Origin of the sequence: Cellulomonas sp. PS-H5 (assembly GCF_019265565.1) — a bacterium.
Classification (GTDB): domain Bacteria; phylum Actinomycetota; class Actinomycetes; order Actinomycetales; family Cellulomonadaceae; genus Cellulomonas.
Window position 1 is genome coordinate 82,232 of record NZ_JAHVCI010000005.1, and the last position, 24,247, is coordinate 106,478.

Annotated in this window: 18 protein-coding genes; all 18 read left to right on the forward strand. The window is 74.6% G+C overall.

The features are described from left to right. The first annotated feature begins 69 nt into the window (after window positions 1-69). Window positions 70-1,095, forward strand: coding sequence for a 6-phosphofructokinase (locus J5O08_RS04045; RefSeq protein ID WP_217615763.1), 1,026 nt, complete (start codon window positions 70-72; stop codon window positions 1,093-1,095). Between the two features lie 173 nt (window positions 1,096-1,268). Beyond that, window positions 1,269-2,765, forward strand: coding sequence for a 30S ribosomal protein S1 (gene rpsA / locus J5O08_RS04050; protein WP_217615764.1), 1,497 nt, complete (start codon window positions 1,269-1,271; stop codon window positions 2,763-2,765). A gap of 229 nt (window positions 2,766-2,994) precedes the next feature. Continuing rightward, on the forward strand, window positions 2,995-4,905 hold the full coding sequence (locus J5O08_RS04055; RefSeq protein WP_218705590.1) for an ABC transporter ATP-binding protein: 1,911 nt from the start codon (window positions 2,995-2,997) through the stop codon (window positions 4,903-4,905). Then, window positions 4,902-6,731: an ABC transporter ATP-binding protein gene (locus J5O08_RS04060; protein ID WP_218705560.1), complete on the forward strand. Its 1,830-nt coding sequence runs from the start codon at window positions 4,902-4,904 to the stop codon at window positions 6,729-6,731. The genes J5O08_RS04055 and J5O08_RS04060 overlap by 4 nt, the downstream gene beginning before the upstream one ends. A 118-nt stretch (window positions 6,732-6,849) precedes the next feature. Further along, complete coding sequence (hisI, locus tag J5O08_RS04065; protein WP_158373571.1) at window positions 6,850-7,269, forward strand: phosphoribosyl-AMP cyclohydrolase; 420 nt, start codon at window positions 6,850-6,852, stop codon at window positions 7,267-7,269. Continuing rightward, on the forward strand, window positions 7,266-8,849 hold the full coding sequence (locus J5O08_RS04070) for an anthranilate synthase component I (RefSeq protein WP_218705561.1): 1,584 nt from the start codon (window positions 7,266-7,268) through the stop codon (window positions 8,847-8,849). The genes hisI and J5O08_RS04070 overlap by 4 nt, the downstream gene beginning before the upstream one ends. 143 nt (window positions 8,850-8,992) lie before the next feature. Then, the gene (locus J5O08_RS04075; protein ID WP_308281331.1) at window positions 8,993-9,610 is read left to right on the forward strand and encodes a Trp biosynthesis-associated membrane protein; all 618 of its coding nucleotides are present in this window, start codon (window positions 8,993-8,995) and stop codon (window positions 9,608-9,610) included. A gap of 97 nt (window positions 9,611-9,707) precedes the next feature. Then, window positions 9,708-10,031: an HGxxPAAW family protein gene (locus J5O08_RS04080; protein WP_255589262.1), complete on the forward strand. Its 324-nt coding sequence runs from the start codon at window positions 9,708-9,710 to the stop codon at window positions 10,029-10,031. A 130-nt stretch (window positions 10,032-10,161) separates the two neighbouring features. After that, window positions 10,162-10,731: a DUF4190 domain-containing protein gene (locus J5O08_RS04085; RefSeq protein ID WP_218705562.1), complete on the forward strand. Its 570-nt coding sequence runs from the start codon at window positions 10,162-10,164 to the stop codon at window positions 10,729-10,731. An 8-nt stretch (window positions 10,732-10,739) separates the two neighbouring features. Then, window positions 10,740-11,177, forward strand: coding sequence for a DUF2752 domain-containing protein (locus J5O08_RS04090; RefSeq protein WP_308281332.1), 438 nt, complete (start codon window positions 10,740-10,742; stop codon window positions 11,175-11,177). 118 nt (window positions 11,178-11,295) lie between these two features. Further along, a complete protein-coding gene (locus J5O08_RS21325; RefSeq protein ID WP_218705563.1) occupies window positions 11,296-12,180 on the forward strand; it encodes a DUF4190 domain-containing protein in 885 nt (294 codons plus the stop codon). A 282-nt stretch (window positions 12,181-12,462) separates the two neighbouring features. Then, window positions 12,463-13,278, forward strand: a complete 816-nt coding sequence (gene trpC, locus J5O08_RS04100; protein ID WP_218705564.1) for an indole-3-glycerol phosphate synthase TrpC — start codon at window positions 12,463-12,465, stop codon at window positions 13,276-13,278. Window positions 13,279-13,394: 116 nt separating this feature from the next. Beyond that, complete coding sequence (trpB, locus tag J5O08_RS04105) at window positions 13,395-14,669, forward strand: tryptophan synthase subunit beta (protein WP_218705594.1); 1,275 nt, start codon at window positions 13,395-13,397, stop codon at window positions 14,667-14,669. Further along, window positions 14,666-15,487, forward strand: coding sequence for a tryptophan synthase subunit alpha (trpA, locus tag J5O08_RS04110; RefSeq protein WP_218705566.1), 822 nt, complete (start codon window positions 14,666-14,668; stop codon window positions 15,485-15,487). The genes trpB and trpA overlap by 4 nt, the downstream gene beginning before the upstream one ends. Window positions 15,488-15,551: 64 nt before the next feature. Further along, complete coding sequence (gene lgt, locus J5O08_RS04115; RefSeq protein WP_218705595.1) at window positions 15,552-16,424, forward strand: prolipoprotein diacylglyceryl transferase; 873 nt, start codon at window positions 15,552-15,554, stop codon at window positions 16,422-16,424. A 162-nt stretch (window positions 16,425-16,586) separates the two neighbouring features. Beyond that, a complete protein-coding gene (gltB, locus tag J5O08_RS04120; RefSeq protein ID WP_218705568.1) occupies window positions 16,587-21,155 on the forward strand; it encodes a glutamate synthase large subunit in 4,569 nt (1,522 codons plus the stop codon). Beyond that, a complete protein-coding gene (locus J5O08_RS04125) occupies window positions 21,148-22,629 on the forward strand; it encodes a glutamate synthase subunit beta (protein WP_218705570.1) in 1,482 nt (493 codons plus the stop codon). The genes gltB and J5O08_RS04125 overlap by 8 nt, the downstream gene beginning before the upstream one ends. 121 nt (window positions 22,630-22,750) lie before the next feature. Then, on the forward strand, window positions 22,751-24,229 hold the full coding sequence (locus J5O08_RS04130) for a glutamate synthase subunit beta (RefSeq protein WP_218705572.1): 1,479 nt from the start codon (window positions 22,751-22,753) through the stop codon (window positions 24,227-24,229). Window positions 24,230-24,247: the final 18 nt, after the last annotated feature.

Genomic DNA, 24,247 nt, shown 5'->3' on the forward strand with positions numbered 1-24,247 from the left:
GCCCGGATAGCCTGGTCACGCCGCGCGAGGGCGCCGCGGCCCACCCCACCTTCCGAAGGAGACTCCAGCGTGCGTGTCGGACTGCTCACCGGCGGGGGCGACGTCCCCGGTCTGAACGCGGCCATCCGCGCCGTCGTCAAGCGCGGGGAGGGGGAGTACGGGCACTCGATCATCGGCTTCCGCAACGGGTGGCGCGGCGTCGTCGACGGCGACATCGTGCCGCTCAGCCGCAACCACATCCGCAACGTGCTGCCCGTCGGCGGCACCCTGCTCGGTACCGCGCGGTTCCACCCGCACGCGGCCGACGGCGGCCTGGACGCGGTGCTCGCCACCCTCGAGGCCGAGCGGATCGAGGCGCTCATCTGCATCGGCGGCGACGGCACGCTGCACGCGGCGTCGAAGGTCGCCGAGGCGGGCGTGAAGATCGTCGCGATCCCCAAGACGATCGACAACGACGTGTGGGGCACCGACCGGTCCATCGGCTTCGACACCGCGGTGGAGATCGCGACCGAGGCGATCGACCGGGTGCACACCACGGCGGAGTCCCACAACCGCGTGATGATCGTCGAGGTCATGGGCCGCAGCGCCGGCTGGATCGCGGTGACCGCGGGCATCGCGGGCGGCGCCGAGGTCGTGCTGGCCCCCGAGGAGCCGTTCGACATCGACAAGGTCATCAAGTTCCTCAAGCACCGGCACCGCGCGCACGCGAACTTCTCGATCGTGGTCGTCGCCGAGGGCGCCGTGCCCGCCGAGGGCACCTCGATGTCCTACGAGGCGCCGGTCGGCCAGTTCGGCGAGATCGTCGCCGGCGCGATCACCGCGCGGGTCAAGGCGGAGATCGAGCAGCGCACCGGGTTCGACACCCGCGTCACCGTGCTCGGCCACGTCCAGCGCGGCGGCAGCCCGGTCCCGGCGGACCGGATCCTGGGCAGCCGGTTCGGCGTGGCGGCGATCGACGCGATCAGCCGCGGCGAGACGGACGTGATGACGGCGCTGCGCGGCGACGAGGTCGTGCTGGTGCCGCTGCAGGAGATCGCCGGCAAGGTCAAGCGGGTCCCGAGCGAGCTTCTCCAGGTGGTCCGGGCCCTGGCCTGAGCCGCCGCCGACCGGCCGCGGCCGAGCCGCCCGGGAGCCGTCACCGCGGCTCCCGGGCGGCTTTGACCCGCTGTCGTCGGGACCGGTAAGGTGTTCGCCGGTGTGGCGTGCCGTCTGACGCCCCGCCGAACCCGTTCCCACTACTTCATGTCCGCATCGGAGCCCATCCCTACATGAGCATCTCCACCCCCGCCAAGCCCGGCACCCCGCAGGTCGCGGTCAACGACATCGGCTCGGCCGAGGACTTCCTCGCCGCCGTCGACGCCACGATCAAGTACTTCAACGACGGCGACATCGTCGAGGGCACCATCGTCAAGGTCGACCGCGACGAGGTCCTGCTCGACATCGGTTACAAGACCGAGGGCGTCATCCCGTCCCGCGAGCTCTCCATCAAGCACGACGTGGACCCGGGCGAGGTCGTCAAGGTCGGTGACGAGGTCGAGGCCCTCGTCCTCCAGAAGGAGGACAAGGAGGGTCGTCTGATCCTGTCCAAGAAGCGCGCCCAGTACGAGCGCGCCTGGGGCACGATCGAGAAGATCAAGGAGGAGGACGGCGTCGTCACCGGCACCGTCATCGAGGTGGTCAAGGGTGGCCTCATCCTCGACATCGGCCTCCGTGGCTTCCTCCCGGCCTCCCTCGTGGAGATGCGTCGTGTCCGCGACCTCCAGCCGTACGTCGGCAAGGAGATCGAGGCGAAGATCATCGAGCTCGACAAGAACCGCAACAACGTGGTCCTGTCGCGCCGCGCGTGGCTCGAGCAGACGCAGTCCGAGGTCCGCTCCACCTTCCTGCAGACCCTGCAGAAGGGCCAGGTGCGCCCCGGTGTCGTGTCCTCGATCGTCAACTTCGGTGCGTTCGTCGACCTGGGCGGCGTGGACGGGCTCGTGCACGTCTCCGAGCTGTCCTGGAAGCACATCGACCACCCGTCCGAGGTCGTCGAGGTCGGCCAGGAGGTCACCGTCGAGGTCCTCGACGTCGACTTCGACCGCGAGCGTGTCTCCCTGTCGCTGAAGGCGACGCAGGAGGACCCGTGGCAGGCCTTCGCCCGGACGCACGCCATCGGCCAGGTCGTCCCCGGCAAGGTCACCAAGCTCGTCCCGTTCGGTGCGTTCGTGCGCGTCGAGGACGGCATCGAGGGCCTCGTGCACATCTCGGAGCTGGCCGTGCGCCACGTCGAGATCCCGGAGCAGGTCGTCCAGGTCGGCGACGACGTGTTCGTCAAGGTCATCGACATCGACCTGGAGCGCCGCCGCATCTCGCTGTCGCTCAAGCAGGCGAACGAGGGCTTCGACCCGACCTCCGAGGACTTCGACCCCGCGCTGTACGGCATGGCGGCCGAGTACGACGAGGAGGGGAACTACAAGTACCCCGAGGGCTTCGACCCGACCACCAACGAGTGGCTCGAGGGCTACGAGTCCCAGCGCGAGACCTGGGAGGCGCAGTACGCCCAGGCCCACGAGCGCTGGGAGGCGCACCGCAAGCAGGTCCTGGACGCCGTCCAGGCCGACGCGGAGGCCGCGGCGGGTGGCGGCGACGCCGGCTCCTCGTCGTCGTCCTCCTCCTCGAGCTCGTCCTCCTCGTACTCCTCGGCCCCGGCCCAGGAGGCGACCGGCACGCTCGCGTCGGACGAGGCCCTGGCCGCGCTGCGCGAGAAGCTCACCGGCAACTGAGCCGACCGCCGGGCCTCGTGCCCGGCCACCGGTCCGACGGGCCGGCCACCTCCGGGTGGCCGGCCCGTCGGCGTTCGGAGGGCCCGGTCTCCAGGCCGGGCCGTCGTCTCACCTGGTGCCGCCCCGCCGTCTCACCTGTGGGTGCCCCGTGAGAGGATCGACGGCGCCGCCACCTCCTCTCGCGAAAGGCCGTGCTGTGCCCGCGCGCTCCACCACGCCCCGTCCGGCGATGCTCACCGGGTCGGTGCTGCGGCGCTCCCTGCTGCTGCTCGGCCGCGGCATCGCCTCCCAGCCGCGGACGTACGTGCTGGCCATCGGCACCTCGGCCGCGTACGGCGCGCTGACCGTGGCGATCAGCCGGGTGCTCGGGTGGGCGACCGACAGCGTCGTCGTCCCGGCGCTCGGCGGAGACCCCGAGGCGCGGGGCCGGATCTGGGTCGCCGGTGGCGTGCTCGCCCTGGTCGCGGTCTCGCTCGCCGCGGCCGTCGCCGGCCGCCGCATCTTCGCCGGCATGGGCGTGGCCGACCAGCAGGCGATGCACCGCCGCGCGGTCACCCGGCAGTACCTGCGGCTCCCGATGACGTGGCACCGCGCGCACCCCACCGGCCAGCTGCTGTCCAACGCCTCCGCCGACGTCGAGGCCGCCACCGGCGTGTTCAACCCGCTGCCGTTCGCGCTGGGCGTCGTCGTGATGATCGGCGTCGCCGCCGTTGCGCTGTTCAGCACCGACGTGTGGCTGGCCGTGGCCGCGATGGCCGTGCTGCCCGCCGCGGTGGTCGCCAACCTGGTCTTCCAGCGCCGGATGTCCCCGGCCGCGACCCGCGCGCAGCAGCTGCGCGCCGAGGTCGCCGACATCGCCCACGAGAGCTTCGAGGCCGCGCTGCTGGTCAAGTCGCTCGGCACCGAGGAGCGCGAGGAGCGCCGGTTCGCCGAGCGCGCCGGGCAGCTCCGGGACGCGAACGTGCGGGTGGGCGTCGTGCGCGCCTACTTCGACCCGGTCATCGACATGCTGCCCAACCTCGGCACGTTGCTCGTCCTGCTGGTCGGCGTCTGGCGGGTGCAGGCCGGCGCGGTCGGCACGGGCGACATCGTCTCGGCCGCCTACCTGCTCACGCTGATGGCCGTGCCGGTGCGTGCGTTCGGCTGGGTGCTCGGCGAGCTGCCGCGCGGCCTGGTCGGGCACGAGCGCGTCGCCCGGGTGGTCGACGCGGAGGGCGAGCTCGTCGCCGGCGCGCGGCCGCTGGCCCGCGGCGGGGGCGGGGGCGCCGCGCTGCGGCTGTCCGGCGTCGGCGTGCAGGTCCCCGGGCCCGCGGGTCCGATCGAGCTGCTCGGCGGGGTCGACCTGGACGTCGCGCCCGGCCGCGTCGTCGCCGTCGTCGGCCCGACCGGCGCCGGCAAGACGACGCTCGTCTCGCTCGTGCCCCGGCTCACCGACCCCAGCACCGGGACCGTCGAGGTCGACGGCACCGACGTGCGGGACCTCGTGCCCGGCGACCTCACCGACCAGGTCGTGCTGGTCGGCCAGCAGACGTTCGTGTTCGAGGACACCGTGCGCGGCAACGTCACGCTGCGCGACGCGGACGACCCGGGCGCGCCCTCGGACGACGAGGTGTGGGCCGCGCTGCGGCTCGCCCGGGTCGACGGCGTGGTGCGCGACCTGCCCGGCGGCCTCGACGCCCGGCTGGGCGAGCGCGGCTCCAACCTGTCCGGCGGCCAGCGTCAGCGGCTCGCGATCGCGCGCGCCCTGGTGCGCCGGCCCCGGCTGCTCGTGCTGGACGACGCGACGTCCGCGGTCGACCCGCGGGTGGAGCAGGACATCCTGACCGGCCTGCGGGCGCACTCCGGCGGCGACGCGAGCGGGCCCACCGTGCTGCTGGTCGCGTACCGGATGTCGTCGGTGCTGCTCGCGGACGAGGTGGTGCACCTGGCCGGCGGTCGCGTCGTCGACCACGGCACGCACGCCGAGCTGCTCGCCCGGGACCCCGGGTACGCCGAGCTGGCGACGGCCTACGAGCAGGAGTCCGAGCGCCGCGCGGCGCGCCGGGCCGAGGCGCTGGACGCCGAGGCGGCCGCCGCCGACGAGCGCGCCGACCTCGAGCACGAGGACGAGGACGAGCTGGACGCGGAGGGGGCCCGATGAGCGCCGAGCAGCAGGCCGAGGCGCAGGCCGGCCTGGGCGGCACGCACCGCGGGGTCATGGGCACCCTGCGCCGGGGCATCGAGGTGTCCCCGCAGCTGGTGCAGGGCATCGGGGTGACGTTCCTGCTCGCGACGCTCGCCGCCGCGGGCAAGGTCGTCGTGCCGATCGCGGTGCAGCAGGTGATGGACACCGGCATCCTCGCCGACGGCGGGCCGGACGTGCGCCGGGTCGTGACCCTGGTGCTGGCCGCGACCCTCGCGCTGGTCGCGGGCGGCCTGTGCTCCGCGCTGGTCAACGTCCGGCTGTTCCGCGCCAGCGAGGCGGGCCTGGCCCAGCTGCGCGTCCGCGCGTTCCGGCACGTGCACGACCTGTCGGTGCTGACCCAGAACACGGAGCGGCGCGGGTCGCTGGTGTCCCGGGTGACCTCCGACGTCGACACCATCTCCATGTTCGTGCAGTGGGGCGGCATCATGCTGCTCGTCTCCACGCTCCAGGTGCTCGTCGCGACCGTGCTCATGGCCGTCTACTCCTGGCAGCTGACGATCCTGGTCTGGCTGTGCTTCGGGCCGCTGGTGCTGGCGCTGCGCCCGCTCCAGCGCCGCGTCAACGTCGCCTACACGACCGTCCGCGAGCGGGTCGGCGCGATGCTGGGCGCGGTGTCCGAGGCCGTCGTCGGCGCCGAGACCATCCGCGCCTACGGCGTGCAGCGCCGCGTGCAGAAGAACGTGGACGAGCGGATCGGCGCGACGCGGAACGCGATGGTCCGCGCGCAGAACACGGTGTCGCTGGTGTTCTCCTCCGGCGTGCTGGTCGCGAACCTCGTGCTGGCGGTCGTGGTCGTCGCGGGCACCGCGCTCGGCGTCGCCGGCGACCTCAGCGTGGGCAAGCTGCTGGCGTTCCTGTTCCTCGTGCAGCTGTTCACCGGACCGGTGCAGCAGGCCACCGAGGTGCTCAACGAGCTGCAGAACGCGGTCGCCGGCTGGCGGCGGGTGCTCGGCATCATCGACACGCCCGTGCAGGTCGCCGACCCGGGCGCCCGCGGCGTGCCGTCGCCGCGCGGCCCGGCCGCGGTCGAGCTGCAGGGCGTCGGCTTCGCGTACCCGGACGGCCCGCCGGTGCTGCACGAGGTCGACCTGCACCTGCCCGCGGGCCGCTCCGTCGCCGTCGTCGGCGCCACCGGCTCGGGCAAGACGACGATCGCCAAGCTCGTCACGCGCCTGATGGACCCGACGCGCGGCGCCGTGCTGCTCGACGGCACCGACCTGCGCACCGTCCGCACCGAGGACCTGCGCCGCCGGGTGGTCATGGTGCCGCAGGAGGGCTTCCTGTTCGACGCCACGCTCGCGGAGAACCTGGTCTACGGGCTCCGCGACGGCGACGACCACGCCGCGCCGACGCCCGCGGAGGCCGAGCCCCGGCTGCGCGCCGCGCTCGCCGAGCTCGGGCTCACCGACTGGGTCGCCGAGCTGCCGTCCGGCCTGCGCACGCCGGTCGGCCAGCGCGGCGAGGCGCTGTCGGCGGGGGAGCGGCAGCTCGTGGCGCTGACCCGCGCGTACCTCGCCGACGCCGACCTGCTCGTGCTGGACGAGGCGACCTCCGCGGTCGACCCGGCCACCGAGGTGCGGATCGCGCGGGCGCTCGACTCGCTGACCACCGGCCGCAGCACCGTGACGATCGCGCACCGGCTGTCGACGGCCGAGGCGGCGGACCTGGTCGTGGTGGTCGACGCCGGGCACGTGGTCGAGTACGGGCCGCACGAGGACCTGGTCGCGCGCGACGGCGTGTACGCGGCGATGCACCGCGCGTGGGTGGCCCAGACCCGCTGACCGCGGATCGTGCGGGCTCCGGGCGCGGGCCCGCACGTGACGGCCGGCGGGCTCGCGCGGGTCGCGCGGGTCGTGCGGGATCGCGGGTCGGGACGCGCGCCGTGGGAGGATCGGGGGCGTGAGCGAGACGCAGACCCCCGCCCCCGCGGGCACCCCCAGCCCGCTCGACCCGGAGCTCGCCGCGCGCCTGCGCCGCGACCCGTCCGGCCTGGTCGCGGCGGTCGTGCAGCAGCACGACACCGGCGAGGTGCTCATGCTCGGCTGGATGGACGACGAGGCGCTGCACCGCACGCTCACCGGCGGTCGCGTCGTGTTCTGGAGCCGGTCGCGGCAGGAGTACTGGCGCAAGGGCGACACCTCCGGGCACGCCCAGTACGTGAAGTCCGTCGCGCTCGACTGCGACGGCGACGCGCTGCTCGTCCGGGTCGACCAGGTGGGCGCGGCCTGCCACACCGGGACGCGCACCTGCTTCGAGGCGGGCGGCTCGCTGGGCGCCGTCGTCGGCGAGCGGCCGGCTGCGACGGAGCAGCACGGATGACCGCCGCGACGCCGGGCGCGCCCGCCGCCCCCGCGACCACCCCGGTCGACGTGCCCTGGGGCGCCACCTGGCCCGCGCTCGGCGAGTTCCGCGAGCTCGCGACCACGCGCCGGGTGATCCCGGTCGTGCGCCGGCTGCTGGCCGACGACACCACGCCCGTCGGCCTGTACCGCACGCTCGCGGCCGGCCGGCCGGGCACGTTCGTCCTCGAGTCGGCCGAGCAGGACGGGTCGTGGTCCCGGTGGTCGTTCGTCGGCGTGCGGTCCCGGGCGACGCTGACCGTCCGCGACGGCCGCGCGGTGTGGACCGGCGACGTGCCCGCGGGCGTGCCGACCGAGGGCGACCCGCTCGCGGTGCTCGGCGAGACGCTCGAGGTGCTCCGCACGCCCGCCGTGCCCGGCCTGCCCCCGCTGACCGGCGGCCTGGTCGGCGCGCTCGGCTGGGACGTCGTGCGGCACTGGGAGCCGACCCTGCCCGCCGCGGCGCCCGACGAGCTCGGCGTCCCCGAGATGACGCTGCTGCTGGCGAGCGACCTCGCGGTCACCGACCACCGGGACGGCTCCGTGTGGCTGGTGGCGAACGCGATCAACTTCGACGGGACCGACGCGCGGGTGGACGAGGCGCACGCCGACGCCGTCGCGCGGCTCGACGCGATGCAGGAGGCGCTGCTCCGCCCGGCCGCGCCCGCCGCCGCGCACCTGGTGGACGCGCCCGCGCCGGAGCTGGAGTTCCGGTCGACCGCGGCGGAGTACGAGGCCGCGGTCGCGCGCGGCCAGGAGGCCATCGTCGACGGCGAGGTGTTCCAGGTGGTGCTGTCGCAGCGCCTCGACCTGGACTGCCCGGCCGCGCCGCTCGACGTCTACCGCGTGCTCCGCACGATCAACCCGAGCCCGTACATGTACTACCTGCAGCTGCAGGACGCCGACGGGCGGGACTTCGCCGTGGTCGGGTCGAGCCCGGAGACGCTGGTCAAGGTCACCGAGGGGCACGTCACGACGTTCCCGATCGCGGGCTCCCGGCCGCGCGGCGCGACCCCGGAGGAGGACCGCGCGCTGCACGACGAGCTGCTGGCGGACCCCAAGGAGCGCGCCGAGCACCTCATGCTGGTCGACCTGAGCCGCAACGACCTGGTCAAGGTCTGCGAGCCCGCGACCGTCGAGGTCGTCGAGTTCATGGCGGTGCGGCGGTTCAGCCACATCATGCACATCTGCTCGACCGTCGTCGGCCGGCTGCGTGCCGGGGCCACCGCGCTCGGGGCGTTCACCGCGACGTTCCCGGCCGGCACGCTCTCCGGCGCCCCGAAGCCGCGCGCCATCGCCCTGATCGACGAGATCGAGCCCGCGCGCCGCGGCATCTACGGCGGCACCGTCGGCTACTTCGACCTCGCGGGGGACATGGACATGGCCATCGCCATCCGCACCGCGCTGATCCGGGACGGCCGGGCGAGCGTGCAGGCGGGTGCCGGGATCGTCGCCGACTCCGTGCCCGCCGCCGAGTACCAGGAGTCCCGGGACAAGGCCGCGGCCGCCGTGCGCGCGGTGCAGGTCGCGTCCCGGCTCCGGGCGGTCGGGGCGCCGTGACCGGGGGATCGGGGCCCACCGGCGACATGGGCGGCGCGCGGGGCGCGGGCGGCGCGGCGCCGGGTGCTGCGGTGCCGGGTGCTGCGGTGCCGGCAGGCGGGGGACCTGCGGAGCCCCGGGCGCGCGGCCGACGGGGTCGCTGGGTGCTCGTCCTGCTCCTGCTCTCCGGGCTGGTGGCGCTGACCGCGCTGCCGGTGTGGATCACCGCGACCGGCGCCAACGCGCTCGGCGACGCGGTGGCGATCACCGTCCGCGGCACGGTCGCCGCGCCGGGCCTGGTCGCCGCCGCGCTGGTGCTGCTCGCCGCTGCGGGCGCGCTCGGGCTCGTCGGCCGGGCCGGGCGCTGGGTCGTGGTGGTCGTGGTGGCCGCCGCCGGCGCGCTGGTGGTGGCGTCGGCGCTCGGTGCCCGCCCGGGGGCGACGGCCACGGCCGAGCGCGCCGCGGCGGACGCCACGGGCGTGTCGAACCTCACCGGAGCGGTCGAGGTGGCCGTCTGGCCGTGGGTCGCCGCCGCGCTGGGCGTGATCGTCGTGGCCGCGGCCGTCGGGCTCGCCCGGGCGTCCGCGCGCTGGGTCGCGCCGACCGACCGCTACGAGCGTGCCGGCACCGGGACGGGTGGCGCGGCAGGGCCCGCGGGCGTCGCCGGCGGTGCGGCGGCGAGCTCGGCAGCCAGCACCGGAGCGGCCCCGGCGGACGACGGTCCCGAGCCCGACGAGCGCAGCACCTGGGACGCCCTGACCCGCGGGGACGACCCGACCTGAACCCCGCGCGCCCGCCCCGGCGGACGCGCGCCCGACCTGAGCAGGCCGCCGCGGTCCGCTAGGGTTTGCGACACACAGTCATGAAAGGTGTTCCACGATGGTCGAGCAGTCGCTCAGTTCTTCCGGCGTCGTGACCGGGCGTGCCCAGCAGGTCCCGGGGACGGAGACGCTGCGGCTGCCGCCGAAGGCGCCGCCGACCAACCACGGGCACACCAGCGCCGCCTGGACGACCACGGTCGTCGTCCTCGTCGGCTCGACGGCCGGCGCGCTCGGCCTGATCTTCGCGGTCATGTGGCTGTTCTGGGCCGGCCTGGCCGTCGCCCTGCTCGGCGTCGTCGTCGGCAAGGTCATGCAGGTGCTCGGCTACGGCCAGGGCGGCAAGCACACCATCGAGAAGGCGCGCCGCACCGGCGGTCACTGACGTCCGGGTCCCGGCCGCGGGCCGGGACGCGGTGGACGCCGCGCGTCCGCTCCGGTACACCTGTGGGCATGTCGGACGGCCGCCCACCAGGGCGGACGCCGCGCCAGAACCCCCGATGGAGGAGCCGATCATGTCGACCCCGAACCAGCCCCAGGACCCGTACTCCGCCCCCGACGGGCAGGGCTCCGGCGACCAGTCGGGCGCCACGCCGCAGTACCCGGGCAGCACCCCGGGTGCGGGCGACCCCTACGGGCAGTCCGGCCAGGGCGGTCAGGCCGGCGGCGTGCCGCAGTACGGCTCGTACGCGGGCGGCGACCACGGCCAGGGCGGCTACCCGCAGTCCGGCGGCTACGGCCAGGGCGGCTACGGCCAGCCCGCCTACCCGGGCGGCGCCCAGGGCTACGGCGCGGGCTTCTACCCGAAGAACAACCTCGCCGTGTGGTCGCTGGTGCTCGGCCTCGTCGGGTTCTTCGTCTGCTCGATCCTCACCAGCATCCCCGGCATCATCGTCGGCTCGAAGGCGAAGCAGGCCGTGGCCCGTGGCGAGGCCAACAACGGCTCGCTCGCGAACGCCGGCTACATCGTGTCCTGGGTCGTGACGGGCCTGCAGGTGATCGCGATCATCTTCCTGATCATCGCGGTCGCGACGGGTGGGTTCGCGGCCTACCTCGACACCATCAACAACAACTCGACGTACTGACGCTCCCCGTGGCCACGGCCGCTCCTCCCGAGACCCTCGCGCCCCGCGCGCGGCTGCGCGCCGCCCGGTCGCCGCTGCTGGTCGCGGGCGGGGTGGCCGTCGCCGCGTTCGGGCTCGTGCTGGTCGACCCCCACGAGCCCGGCTCGTGGGGCGCGTGCCCGCTCTACGCCCTCACCGGCCTGTACTGCGCCGGCTGCGGCGGCCTGCGGGCGACGCACGACCTGCTCGTCGGCGACCTCGCCGGGGCGTGGGCGATGAACCCGCTGTGGGTGCTGCTCGTGCCGGTGCTCGTCGCGCTGTGGGCGCGCTGGACCGTGCGGGCGCTGCGGACCGGACGCCGCGCAGCGGCTCCCCGGGCCTGGGTGGCCCTCGGAGCCGCGGCGGTCGTCGTGCTCTACAGCCTCGCCCGCAACGTCCCGGCCTGGGCGGGCGTCCTCGCCCCCTGACGCGCCGGGCGCCCGGCGGGCGGGTGAACCGGCGGGTCGGCGGCCCGCGCGGTCCCGGGTCGTCCCTAGGATGCCGACCGGCGCGCCGTGCGCCGACCCGCGAACCAGGAGGCCGCCCGTGACCACGCCCGACCAGCCCACGGACCCGTCCCGCGAGCAGCCGGGCGTCGGCGGCTCGGGCGACGGCGACCGGCCCGCCTGGGACCAGCCGGGCGGTGGCTCGGACTCGGCCGGGCACCGCGGGGTCGACCCGTACCCCGCGCAGCAGCCGTACGGTGCGGCCGACCCGTACGCGGGGCAGCAGCCGTACGGCCAGCAGCAGCCGTACGGTGCGGCCGACCCGTACGCGGGGCGGCAGCCGTACGGCCAGCAGCAGCCGTACGGCCAGCAGCAGCCCTACGGCGCTCCCGACCCGTACGCGGCGCAGGACCCGTACGGGCAGCAGCAGCCCTACGGCCAGCAGCAGCCGTACGGCCAGCAGCAGCCGTACGGTGCGCCGGACCCGTACGCGGCGCAGCAGCCGTACGGCCAGCAGCAGCCCTACGGCGCACCCGACCCGTACGCCGCCCAGCAGCCCTACGGCCAGGTGCCCGGCTACGGCGAGCAGCCCGGCTACGGCCAGCCCTACGGCCAGGACCCCTACGCCGCCCAGCCCCCGGCTGGCCCGGGCTACCCCGGCGGGTACCCCGCGGCGCCGTACGGCGGCTACCCGGGCGGCTCGTACGTGCCGGTGTACGGCTACCCCAAGAACAGCCTCGGCGTCTGGTCGCTCGCGCTCGGCATCGCGAGCTTCGTCTGCTTCGGGCCGCTCGCGGGCATCCCGGCGATCATCACCGGTGTGCTCGGCCGCAGGGCGGCGCAGCGCGGCGAGGCGAACAACGCCGGCCTGTCGCTCGCGGGCATCATCCTGGGCTCGATCATCTCCGCGGGCTGGATCGTCTTCTTCCTGATCGGCGTGGCCGGCTCGTTCAGCAGCCCGTCCACCACGTACTACGGCTACTGACCCTCCCGTCGCCCGACCGCCGAGATCGGTGCTCCGCGCCGAGATCGGTGGCTGCACGCACCGATCTCGCGCGGGACGACCGATCTCGCCGCGCGCGGGTCGCGCCCTGTCCCACCCGCTGGCGCGTGGTCGGGAGTGGTGCGCCGCGCCCGTACGATGGCCGAGGTGGTCGGACGAGACCCGCGTCACGGTGGTCAGCCGCGACCGGTCCCGCCGAGGAGCCCCGCCGGCTCCCGCGCCCTGAGGCGTGCCGCCGCCGATCTCGGGGGAGAAGAGACGCCGATGGGCACCGTGCTGGACGACATCGTGGCTGGCGTGCGCGAGGACCTCGCGGTGCGCGAGGCGGCCACGCCCCTGGCCGAGCTCAAGGAGCGCGCGGCGCGCGTCCCCGGTGCCATCGACTGCGTGTCGCGGCTGCGCGTCGAGGACGCGGTGACCGTGATCGCCGAGGTCAAGCGGTCGAGCCCCTCCAAGGGCGCGCTCGCGACCATCACCGACCCGGCCGCGCTCGCCGCGGAGTACGAGAAGGGCGGCGCGACCGTCATCTCGGTGCTCACCGAGCAGCGGAAGTTCAACGGCAGCCTGGCGGACCTCGACAGCGTCCGCGCCGCCGTGGACATCCCGGTGCTGCGCAAGGACTTCGTCGTCACGCCGTACCAGGTGTGGGAGGCCCGGGCGCACGGGGCCGACCTGGTGCTGCTCATCGTCGCGGCGCTGGAGCAGACGGTGCTGACGTCGCTCGTCGAGCGGGTGCACTCCCTGGGCATGACCGCCCTGGTCGAGGTGCACGACGCCGAGGAGGTCGTGCGGGCGGTCGACGCCGGCGCGCGGGTGATCGGCGTGAACGCCCGGAACCTCAAGACGCTCGAGGTCGACCGCGGCACGTTCGCGCGGGTGGCCCCGGCGATCCCGGCCGACGTCGTGAAGATCGCGGAGTCGGGCGTGCGCGGGCCGCACGACGTCATGGACTACGCCCGGGCCGGCGCGGACGCCGTGCTCGTCGGCGAGGCGCTGGTGACGGACGACGCGCCGCGCCAGTCGGTCGCGGACCTGGTGGCGGCGGGCGCGCACCCGTCGCTGCGCGCGGTCCGGCAGTAGCCACCGGCCCGGCCCCGCGGCCGGACCGACCCGAGAGGGCGGCCGCTCAGCAGCGCGGCGCCGCAGCAGCAACCACGAGGAGCACCACGGTGACGACGGGACGCACGGGTCCGCAGGTGACGAGCAGCCCCGGCGGGCCGCTGGCCACGCACGCCGGGCCGTACTTCGGCGACTTCGGCGGCCGGTTCGTCCCGGAGGCGCTGATCGCCGCCCTCGACGAGCTCGACACCGAGTTCCACAAGGCCTCGGCCGACCCCGCGTTCGCGGCGGAGCTGGCGCGGCTGCACCGCACCTACACCGGCCGGCCGAGCCCGCTCACCGAGGTCGAGCGGTTCGCGGAGCACGTCGCGCCCGGCGTCCGGGTGTTCCTCAAGCGCGAGGACCTCAACCACACGGGCTCGCACAAGATCAACAACGTGCTGGGGCAGGCCCTGCTGGTGAAGCGGATGGGCAAGACCCGCGTCATCGCCGAGACCGGCGCCGGCCAGCACGGCGTGGCCACCGCGACCGCGGCGGCGCTGCTCGACCTCGAGTGCGTCGTCTACATGGGCGAGGAGGACACGCAGCGCCAGGCGCTCAACGTCGCCCGGATGCGGCTGCTCGGCGCGACGGTCGTCCCGGTGACGATCGGCTCCCGCACGCTCAAGGACGCGATCAACGAGGCGCTGCGCGACTGGGTCGCGAACGTCGACACCACGCACTACCTGCTCGGCACCGTGACGGGCCCGCACCCGTTCCCCGAGATGGTTCGCGACTTCCACAAGATCATCGGCGAGGAGGCGAAGGCCCAGCTCGCGGAGGAGATCGGCCGGCTGCCCGACGCCGTCGCGGCGTGCGTCGGCGGCGGCTCGAACGCCATGGGCATCTTCAACGCGTTCCTCGACGACCCGTCGGTGCGGCTGTTCGGCTTCGAGGCCGGCGGCGAGGGCATCGCGTCCGGCCGGCACGCGTCGCGGTTCAGCGGCGGCTCGCCGGGCGTGCTGCAGGGCACCAGGTCGTACCTGCTGCAGGACGACGACGGCCAGACGCTGCCCAGCCACTCGGTCTCCGCGGGCCTCGACTACCCGAGCGTCGGCCCCGAGCACGCCTGGCTGCACGACATCGGCCGCGCCGAGTACCGCCCGGTCACGGACGCCGAGGCCATGGAGGCGTTCCGCGTCCTGTGCCAGACCGAGGGCATCATCCCGGCCATCGAGTCGGCGCACGCCCTGGCCGGCGCGATCCAGCTCGGCCGCGAGGTCGCGACCTGGGAGACGCCGGACGGCCGCGAGCCGGTGATCCTGGTGAACCTCTCCGGGCGCGGGGACAAGGACGTGGCGACCGCCGCGGCGTGGTTCGACCTGATCGAGGACAAGCCGGTCGTCCAGGCCGACGAGGGGGAGCAGCTGTGAGCGACGTCCAGGCGACCACGTCCCGCACCGGCGCCACCCTCGACCGCCTCAAGGCGGAGGGCCGCGGCGCCCTGGTGGGCTACCTGCCGCTCGGCTTCCCCGACGTCGAGGGCTCCGTCCGCGCGGCCGTCGCGATGGTCGAGGCCGGCGTCGACGTGATCGAGCTCGGCCTGCCGTACTCCGACCCGGTCATGGACGGCCCGGTCATCCAGCACGCGGTCGACGTCGCGCTGTCCGGCGGCACCCGGGTGCGCGACGCCTTCGGCGCGGTCGAGCGGATCGCCGCCACCGGCGCCCCGGTGCTGGTCATGACGTACTGGAACCCGGTGCTGCGGTACGGCGTCGACGCGTTCGCGCGGGACCTCGCCGCCGCGGGCGGCGCGGGCCTCATCACGCCGGACCTCATCCCCGACGAGGGGCAGGACTGGCTCGCCGCGTCCGAGGCGCACGACCTGGACCGGGTGTTCCTGGTCGCGCCGTCGTCCACCCCGGAGCGCCTGGCGATGACCGCCGCGGCGTCCCGCGGGTTCGTGTACGCCGCCTCGACGATGGGCGTGACGGGGGAGCGGACCACGGTCGGCGCGCGCGCCGAGCAGCTGGTCGCCGACACCCGCGCGGCCGGCGCCGAGCACGTGTGCGTCGGGCTGGGCGTGTCGAAGCCGGAGCAGGCGCGCGACATCGGCCGGTACGCGGACGGCGTCATCGTGGGTTCGGCGTTCGTGCGCGCGCTCGCCGGCGCGGAGACGCGCGAGGCGGGCCTCGAGGCGGTCGCGGCCGTCGCCGCCGGGCTGGCCGAGGGCGTCCGCACCGCCCGCTGAGCCCCGTCCGCGCCCGGGACCCTCGTCCCGGGCGCGCGCCCTGGTCGCATACAGTGCCGGTGTGATGATCCCCGCCGCGATCCCGAGCCCGCCGCAGGCCGTCTGGTACCTCGGCCCCGTGCCGCTGCGCGCCTACGCCCTCGCGATCCTCGCGGGGATCGTGGTCGCGGTGATCATGACCCAGCGCCGCTGGAAGGAGCGCGGGGGCGACCCCGAGCAGGTCCTGGACATCGTGTTCTGGGCCGTGCCGTTCGGCATCGTCGGCGGCCGGCTCTACCACGTGATCACCAGCCCGGACGCGTACTTCGGCGCGGGCGGCGACCCCGTGCGCGCGCTGTACATCTGGGAGGGCGGCCTGGGGATCTGGGGCGCCGTGGCGCTCGGCGCGGTGGGCGCGTACATCGGCTGCCGCCGGGCCGGGGTGTCGTTCCCGGTGTTCGCGGACGCCCTGGCGCCCGGGCTGCTCGTGGCCCAGGCGATCGGCCGGCTCGGCAACTGGTTCAACCAGGAGCTGTTCGGCGGCCCGACGACCCTGCCCTGGGGCCTGCGGATCGACGACGCGCACCTGCCCGCCGGCTACGAGTCGGGCACGCTGTTCCACCCGACGTTCCTGTACGAGCTGGTGTGGAACCTCGCCGGCGCCGCGCTGATCGTCTACCTCGACCGCCGGCTGCGGCTCGGCCACGGCCGGGCGTTCTGGCTGTACGTGATCGTCTACACGACCGGCCGGCTGTGGATCGAGCTGGTCCGGATCGACCCCGCGCAGATGATCGGCCCGTTCCGGCTCAACGTCTGGACGTCGATCATCGTGCTCCTCGGGGCGCTGGTAGCGTTCGTGGTCGTCGGACGTCGTCATCCTGGACGCGAGACCACACCCCTCCTGCGCGAGACCGAGGCGCAGGACGACGAGGTGGCGGAGCACGGCACGGCCCGCTGACCGCGGCGAACGCCCGTGTGACCCACCTCACTTTCTCGCGATGTGAGCGCCTGTGTTTCCGGCAGGTATCGTCGCCACACTTGTAGCCCGGGCCGATGACGTCCCAGCCTCCCCCCATTGCTCTACCTGGGCCCGCTCCCCGGGTCCGTGAGGACGGTGCTGATGCCCGCGTCGCCTGTGCGTCCCGGTGCTTCTCCCGTGCAGCAGCAGGGTCTGTACGACCCGGCTGCCGAGCACGACGCCTGCGGTTTCGCGTTCGTCGCGACGCTGCGGGGTACCCCCGGCCGCGACATCGTCGACGCCGGTCTGACCGCCCTGCTCAACCTCGACCACCGCGGCGCGGTCGGTGCGGAGGAGAACAGCGGCGACGGGGCCGGCATCCTGACGCAGATCCCGGACGCGTTCCTGCGGGACGTCGTCGACGCCGAGCTGCCCCCGGCCGGCCGGTACGCGATCGGCATGGCGTTCCTGCCGCAGGACGACGAGGAGCGCGCCGTCGCGGTGCGCGCCGTCGAGGCGATCGCGGCCGAGGAGAAGCTCGACGTGCTGGCGTGGCGCGACGTGCAGGTGACGGCCGACCTGGTCGGCCCGACCGCGCGCTCGTCCATGCCGGTGTTCCGCCAGCTCGTCGTGGCGGACCCGTCGCGCGAGCTCGCCGGCATCGAGCTGGACCGCCTGGCCTTCCGGCTGCGCAAGCGCGCCGAGCGCGAGCTGGGCGTCTACTTCGCCTCGCTGTCGGCCCGCACGCTGTCCTACAAGGGCATGCTCACCACGGGTCAGCTGGAGCCGTTCTTCGCGGACCTGTCCGACCCGCGGTACGCCTCCGAGATCGCGCTGGTGCACTCGCGGTTCTCCACCAACACGTTCCCGTCCTGGCCGCTCGCGCAGCCGTTCCGGATGATCGCCCACAACGGCGAGATCAACACGGTGCGCGGCAACCGCAACTGGGTCGCGGCGCGCGAGGGCACGCTGCAGTCGGACCTGCTGGGCGACCTGGCCCCGCTGCTGCCGGTGTGCACGCCGGGCGGCTCGGACTCGGGCTCGTTCGACGAGGTCCTCGAGCTGCTGCACCTCGGCGGTCGCACCCTGCCGCACGCGATCATGATGATGATCCCGGAGGCCTGGGAGAACCACGCGCAGATGGACCCCGCGCGGCGGGCGTTCTACGAGTACCACGCGTCGCTGATGGAGCCGTGGGACGGCCCGGCGGCGATGACGTTCACCGACGGCACGCTCATCGGCTCGGTGCAGGACCGCAACGGCCTGCGCCCCGGCCGGTTCTGGGTCACGGAGGACGGCCTCGTCGTCATGGGCTCCGAGGCGGGCGTGCTCGACCTCGACCCGGCGACGATCGTCCGCAAGGGCCGCCTCGAGCCCGGCAAGATGTTCCTGGTCGACACGAACCAGGGCCGGATCGTCGAGGACGACGAGATCAAGGCGCAGCTCGCCGCGCAGCGGCCGTACGCCGAGTGGGTCCGGGAGAACTCGGTCTACCTGGAGCAGCTGCCCGAGCGCGAGCACATCGCGCACTCCTCGGCCTCGGTGCGCCGCCGCCAGCGGACCTTCGGGTACACCGAGGAGGAGCTGAAGATCCTCCTCACGCCCATGGGCGCCTCCGGCGCGGAGCCGCTGGGCGCGATGGGCTCGGACACCCCGGTCGCCGTGCTGTCCCAGCGCCCGCGGCTGCTGTTCGACTACTTCACGCAGATGTTCGCGCAGGTGACCAACCCGCCGCTGGACGCCATCCGCGAGGAGCTGGTCACGTCCATCGGCGGCGCGATCGGCCCCGAGCCGAACCTGCTGGACGACACCCCGCTGCACGCGCGCAAGCTCGTGCTGCCGTTCCCGGTGCTCGACAACGACGGCCTGGCCAAGATCGTCAAGATCGACAAGGACCCCGCGATGGCGGGCGTGTTCCGGTCGACGATCGTCCGCGGCCTGTACCGGGCGGCGGGCGGCGGCGAGGCCCTGGAGCAGCGGCTCGAGGAGATCTTCGCCGAGTGCGACCAGGCGATCGCCGACGGTGTGAGCTTCCTCGTGCTGTCCGACCGCGACTCCGACGCCGACCGCGCGCCGATCCCGTCGCTGCTGCTGCTGTCGGCCGTGCACCACCACCTGCTGCGCCGGCACACCCGCACCCAGGTGTCGCTCGTCGTCGAGGCGGGCGACGTGCGCGAGGTGCACCACGTCGCGCTGCTCATCGGCTACGGCGCAGCAGCCGTCAACCCGTACCTGGCGATGGAGACCGTCGAGGACCTGGCCGCCAACGGCTACCTCGCGGGCGTCGCGCCGGAGCAGGCCGTCAAGAACCTCATCAAGGCGCTCGGCAAGGGCGTCCTGAAGGTCATGTCCAAGATGGGCATCTCGACCATCGCGTCGTACCGCGGCGCCCAGGTGTTCGAGGCCATCGGCCTGTCCCAGCCGCTCGTGGACCGGTACTTCACCGGCACCACCAGCCGGCTCGGCGGCATCGGCCTGGACGTCATCGCGGCGGAGGTCGCGGCGCGGCACAACGACGCGTACCCGGCCAACGGCAACCGCCTGGCGCACCGCCGCCTCGCGACCGGCGGCGAGTACCAGTGGCGCCGGGACGGCGAGGAGCACCTGTTCGACCCGGAGACCGTGTTCCGGCTGCAGCACTCCACCCGCACGCGGCAGATGGACGTGTTCCGCGACTACACGCACCGGGTGAACGAGCAGTCGTCCCGCCTGATGACGCTGCGCGGGCTGCTGGAGCTCAGGACCGGCGAGCGGACCCCCGTGCCGGTCGACGAGGTCGAGCCGGTCAGCGAGATCGTCAAGCGGTTCAGCACCGGCGCGATGTCCTACGGGTCCATCTCGGCCGAGGCGCACGAGACCCTCGCGATCGCCATGAACCGGCTCGGCGCCAAGTCGAACACCGGCGAGGGCGGCGAGGACCCGGACCGGCTGCACGACCCGGAGCGGCGCTCGGCGATCAAGCAGATCGCGTCCGGCCGGTTCGGCGTGACGTCGGAGTACCTGACGTTCGCGGACGACATCCAGATCAAGCTGGCCCAGGGCGCCAAGCCGGGCGAGGGCGGCCAGCTGCCCGGTCCCAAGGTGTACCCGTGGGTCGCGAAGACCCGGCACTCGACGCCGGGCGTCGGCCTGATCTCGCCGCCGCCGCACCACGACATCTACTCGATCGAGGACCTGGCGCAGCTGATCCACGACGCCAAGAACGCGAACCCGCGGGCGCGGATCCACACCAAGCTCGTCAGCGAGTTCGGCGTGGGCACCGTGGCGGCGGGCGTGGCCAAGGCGCACTCCGACGTCGTGCTCATCTCGGGCCACGACGGCGGCACGGGCGCCTCGCCGCTGACGTCGCTGAAGCACGCCGGCACGCCCTGGGAGATCGGCCTGGCCGAGACCCAGCAGACCCTCGTGCTCAACGACCTGCGCGACCGCGTCGTGGTCCAGGTCGACGGCCAGCTCAAGACCGGCCGCGACGTCATCATCGGCGCGCTGCTCGGCGCCGAGGAGTTCGGCTTCGCGACGGCGCCGCTGGTCGTGTCGGGCTGCATCATGATGCGCGTCTGCCACCTCGACACCTGCCCCGTGGGCGTCGCCACGCAGAACCCCGAGCTGCGGTCCCGGTTCACCGGGAAGCCGGAGTTCGTGGTGACGTTCTTCGAGTTCATCGCGCAGGAGGTCCGCGAGCTGCTCGCGGAGCTCGGCTTCCGGAGCATCGAGGAGGCCGTCGGCCACGTCGAGCTGCTGGACTCGCGCAAGGCCGTCGAGCACTGGAAGGCGCAGGGCCTCGACCTGACGCCGGTGCTCGCCGTCCCCGAGCCGCTCCCCGGCTCGGCCCTGCACCACGTGCAGGACCAGGACCACGGCCTCGACCGCGCGCTGGACAACCAGTTCATCGCGATGGCGGCGGACGCCCTGGAGGACGCGCGGCCGGTGCGCATCGAGCTGCCGGTCCGCAACGTCAACCGCACCGTCGGCACGATGCTCGGCCACGAGGTCACCCGCCGGTACGGCGGCGCGGGCCTGCCGGACGGCACGATCGAGGTCGCGCTCACCGGGTCGGCCGGGCAGTCGTTCGGCGCGTTCGTCCCGCGCGGCATCACGCTGCGCCTCGAGGGCGACGCCAACGACTACGTCGGCAAGGGCCTGTCCGGCGGCCGGATCGTCGTGCGACCCGACCGCAACGCGGTGCTGAGCGGCGAGCACAACGTCATCGCCGGCAACGTCATCGGCTACGGCGCCACGTCGGGGGAGATGTTCCTGCGCGGCGTCGTCGGCGAGCGGTTCGGCGTCCGGAACTCCGGCGCGACGCTGGTCGTCGAGGGCGTGGGCGACCACGGCTGCGAGTACATGACCGGCGGCACCGTCCTGGTGCTCGGCCGGACCGGCCGCAACTTCGCGGCGGGCATGTCGGGCGGCACGGCCTACGTGCTCGACCTCAAGCCCGAGCGCGTCAACGTCCAGGCCGTCGCGGCGGGCGAGCTGGGTCTCGACCCGCTCGACGACGAGGACGCGGCGCTGGTGACCGACCTGCTGCGGCGGCAGGCGGAGGAGACCGGGTCGCGCGTCGCGGCCGAGCTCCTCGCCGACCCCGCGGCGACCCGCGCCCGGTTCACCCGGGTGCGGCCGACCGAGTACTCCCGCGTCCGCGCGGCGCTGGCGAAGGCGGAGGCCGACGGCCTCGACCCGAGCGCGCCCGGCGTGTGGGAGGGCATCCTGGAGGTGGCTCGTGGCTGACCCCCGCGGCTTCATGAAGGTGCGGGAGCGCGAGCTGCCCGCCAACCGTCCGGTGCCGCTGCGGCTCATGGACTGGCGCGAGGTGCACGAGCACCGCAGCGCCCAGGACGACCCGCAGTCGGCGACCCTGCTGCACCAGCAGTCGGGCCGCTGCATGGACTGCGGCGTCCCGTTCTGCCACAACGGCTGCCCGCTGGGGAACCTCATCCCCGAGTGGAACGACCTGGTGTGGCGCGGCCAGTGGGCCGACGCGATCGAGCGCCTGCACGCCACGAACAACTTCCCGGAGTTCACGGGCCGGATCTGCCCGGCCCCGTGCGAGTCGGCCTGCGTGCTGGGGATCAACCAGCCCGCGGTGACGATCAAGAACATCGAGGTCTCGATCATCGACGAGGCCTTCGACCGGGGCCTCGTGCACCCGCAGGTGCCGCAGCGCCTCTCCGGGCACACCGTCGCCGTGGTCGGCTCGGGGCCCGCCGGGCTCGCGGCCGCCCAGCAGCTGACCCGCGCCGGGCACACCGTCGCGGTGTACGAGCGGGACGACGCGATCGGCGGCCTGCTCCGGTACGGCGTGCCGGACTTCAAGCTCGAGAAGCGGCACATCGACCGCCGGCTCGAGCAGATGGCCGCCGAGGGCACCCGGTTCCGCCCGAACGTCGCGATCGGCCGGGACATCACCTGGGCGCAGCTCCGGTCCCGGTACGACGCCGTCGTGGTCGCCACCGGCTCGACCGTGCCGCGCGAGCTGCCGCTGCCCGGCCGCGACCTGGCCGGCATCCACCCCGCGATGGAGTACCTGTCCCGGTCGAACAAGCTCGTCGCCGGCCAGGACGTCCCGGACGCCATCGACGCGGCGGGCAAGCACGTCGTGGTCATCGGCGGCGGCGACACCGGCTCGGACTGCGTCGGCACCGCGCTGCGCCAGGGCGCCGCGTCCGTCACGACGCTCGCCATCGGCAAGCAGCCGCCGACCGAGCGGCCGGCGAACGCGCCGTGGCCGACCGACCCGGTCCTGTTCGAGGTGTCGTCCTCGCACGAGGAGGGCGGCCGGCGCGACTACCTCGCGTCGACCGTCGCGTTCCTGGGCGACGAGTCCGGCCGGGTCACGCACCTGCGGCTGGCGACCACCGAGTACCTGCCCGACGGCCGCCGCGTCCCGACGGCCGGCACCGAGCGGGACATCCCGGCGGACCTGATCCTCATCGCGATGGGCTTCACCGGCCCGGAGACCGAGGAGCTCGTCGGTCAGGCCGGCGTGGACCTGACGGCCCGCGGCACCGTGGCGCGGTCGGACGACTTCGCCACCAACGTCCCCGGCGTGTTCGTCGCCGGCGACGCGGGCCGCGGCCAGTCGCTCATCGTCTGGGCCATCGCCGAGGGTCGTGCCGCGGCCGCCGCGGTGGACACCTACCTGGGCGGCAGCACCGAGCTGCCCGCGCCGGTCACGGCGGGGACGGTGGCGCTCCGGGCCTGAGCCCGCGCCACGCCGGTCCGCCACGACGCCCGCCCGCCCCGCACCTGGGGCCGGCGGGCGTCGTGCGTGCGGGACGTCCGGCCCACCCGGTCGCCGGGCGCGGCGCCTAGCGTCACCGGGCATGGCCGACCCCAAGGGCTTCCTCACCCACCGCGCGCGCGAGACCCCGCCCAACCGCCCCGTGCCGGTGCGGCTCCTGGACTGGCGGGAGGTGCACGGCCACCGCGCCGGGCACCCCGAGGACGTGGCGCGCGTCCAGCGGCAGGCGTCCCGGTGCATGGACTGCGGGGTGCCGTTCTGCCACCACGCCTGCCCGCTCGGGGCGCTCGCGCCCGAGTGGAACGACCTCGCCTGGCGCGGGCAGTGGGCCGACGCCGCCGAGCGGCTGCACGCGACGCACTCGTTCCCGGAGATCACCGGCCGGGTCTGCCCGGCGCTGTGCGAGGCGTCGTGCGTCCTCGGCCTGCACGACGAGGCGGTGACGATCCGCGAGGTGGAGCTCGCGGTGGCGGAGGAGGCGTTCGACCGCGGGCTCGTCGCGCCGCAGGTGCCGCAGCGGCTCACCGGGCAGACCGTGGCCGTGATCGGGTCCGGCCCGGCGGGGCTCGCGGCCGCGCAGCAGCTGACCCGGGCCGGGCACACCGTCGTCGTCCACGAGCGCGCCGACGCGCCGGGCGGGCTGCTGCGGTACGGCATCCCTGAGTACAAGCTGGAGAAGCGCGTCCTGGACCGCCGGCTGGACCAGATGCGCGCCGAGGGCACCCGGTTCCGGTGCGGGGTCGACGTCGGGGTGGACGTCACGGGGGAGGAGCTGCGCGCGCGGTTCGACGCCGTGCTGGTGTGCGTCGGCTCGACCGTGCCCCGCGACCTGCCCGTCCCGGGCCGGGACCTCGCGGGCGTGCTGCCGGCGATGGACTACCTGGTCCCGGCCAACCGCGCCGCCGTGGCGGGCGGGGAGCCGGTGCCCGGCCAGCCGCTCGCGACCGGGCTGGACGTCGTCGTGATCGGCGGCGGGGACACCGGGGCCGACTGCCTCGGGACCGCCCTGCGGCAGGGCGCGCGGTCGGTCACGCAGCTGGAGATCATGCCCGAGCCACCGTCCGCCCGCCGGGACGCGGACCCGTGGCCGGTGTGGCCGCTGCTGCTGCGCGTCTCCTCGGCCCACGAGGAGGGCGGCGAGCGCGCCTACGCGGTCACCACCGAGGAGGTGCTGGGCGACGCCGACGGCCGGGTCCGGGCGCTGCGGGTGCGCGACGTCCGCGTGGTGGACGGCCGGCCCGAGCCGGTGCCGGGCACCGACCGCGAGCTGCCCGCGCAGCTCGTGCTGCTGGCCCTGGGGTTCACGGGACCGGAGCCCTCGCCCCTCCTGACGCAGCTCGGGCTGGTGATCGGCGGGCGACGAACGGTCGAACGTCACGCGAACTTCGGGACCGAGGTCCCGGGTGTCTACGTGGCGGGGGACGCCGGCCGGGGGCAGTCGCTCGTGGTCTGGGCCGTGGCGGAGGGTCGGGCCGCCGCGGCGGCCGTAGACTCTGACCTGTCTGGCAGCACCGCCCTGCCTGCTCCGGTCACCGCGAGCACCGTGGCGATGCGTCCGTAGACCATCAACCGCGCACGT

Bases quoted from the DNA above. Each gene is read 5' to 3' on its own strand.
- rpsA (WP_217615764.1), top strand. From the start codon at position 1,269: ATGAGCATCTCCACCCCCGCCAAGCCCGGCACCCCGCAGGTCGCGGTC.
- J5O08_RS04055 (WP_218705590.1), top strand. From the start codon at position 2,995: ATGCTCACCGGGTCGGTGCTGCGGCGCTCCCTGCTGCTGCTCGGCCGC.
- J5O08_RS04060 (WP_218705560.1), top strand. From the start codon at position 4,902: ATGAGCGCCGAGCAGCAGGCCGAGGCGCAGGCCGGCCTGGGCGGCACG.
- J5O08_RS04070 (WP_218705561.1), top strand. From the start codon at position 7,266: ATGACCGCCGCGACGCCGGGCGCGCCCGCCGCCCCCGCGACCACCCCG.
- J5O08_RS04080 (WP_255589262.1), top strand. From the start codon at position 9,708: ATGGTCGAGCAGTCGCTCAGTTCTTCCGGCGTCGTGACCGGGCGTGCC.
- J5O08_RS04085 (WP_218705562.1), top strand. From the start codon at position 10,162: ATGTCGACCCCGAACCAGCCCCAGGACCCGTACTCCGCCCCCGACGGG.
- trpC (WP_218705564.1), top strand. From the start codon at position 12,463: ATGGGCACCGTGCTGGACGACATCGTGGCTGGCGTGCGCGAGGACCTC.
- lgt (WP_218705595.1), top strand. From the start codon at position 15,552: ATGATCCCCGCCGCGATCCCGAGCCCGCCGCAGGCCGTCTGGTACCTC.
- gltB (WP_218705568.1), top strand. From the start codon at position 16,587: ATGCCCGCGTCGCCTGTGCGTCCCGGTGCTTCTCCCGTGCAGCAGCAG.
- J5O08_RS04130 (WP_218705572.1), top strand. From the start codon at position 22,751: ATGGCCGACCCCAAGGGCTTCCTCACCCACCGCGCGCGCGAGACCCCG.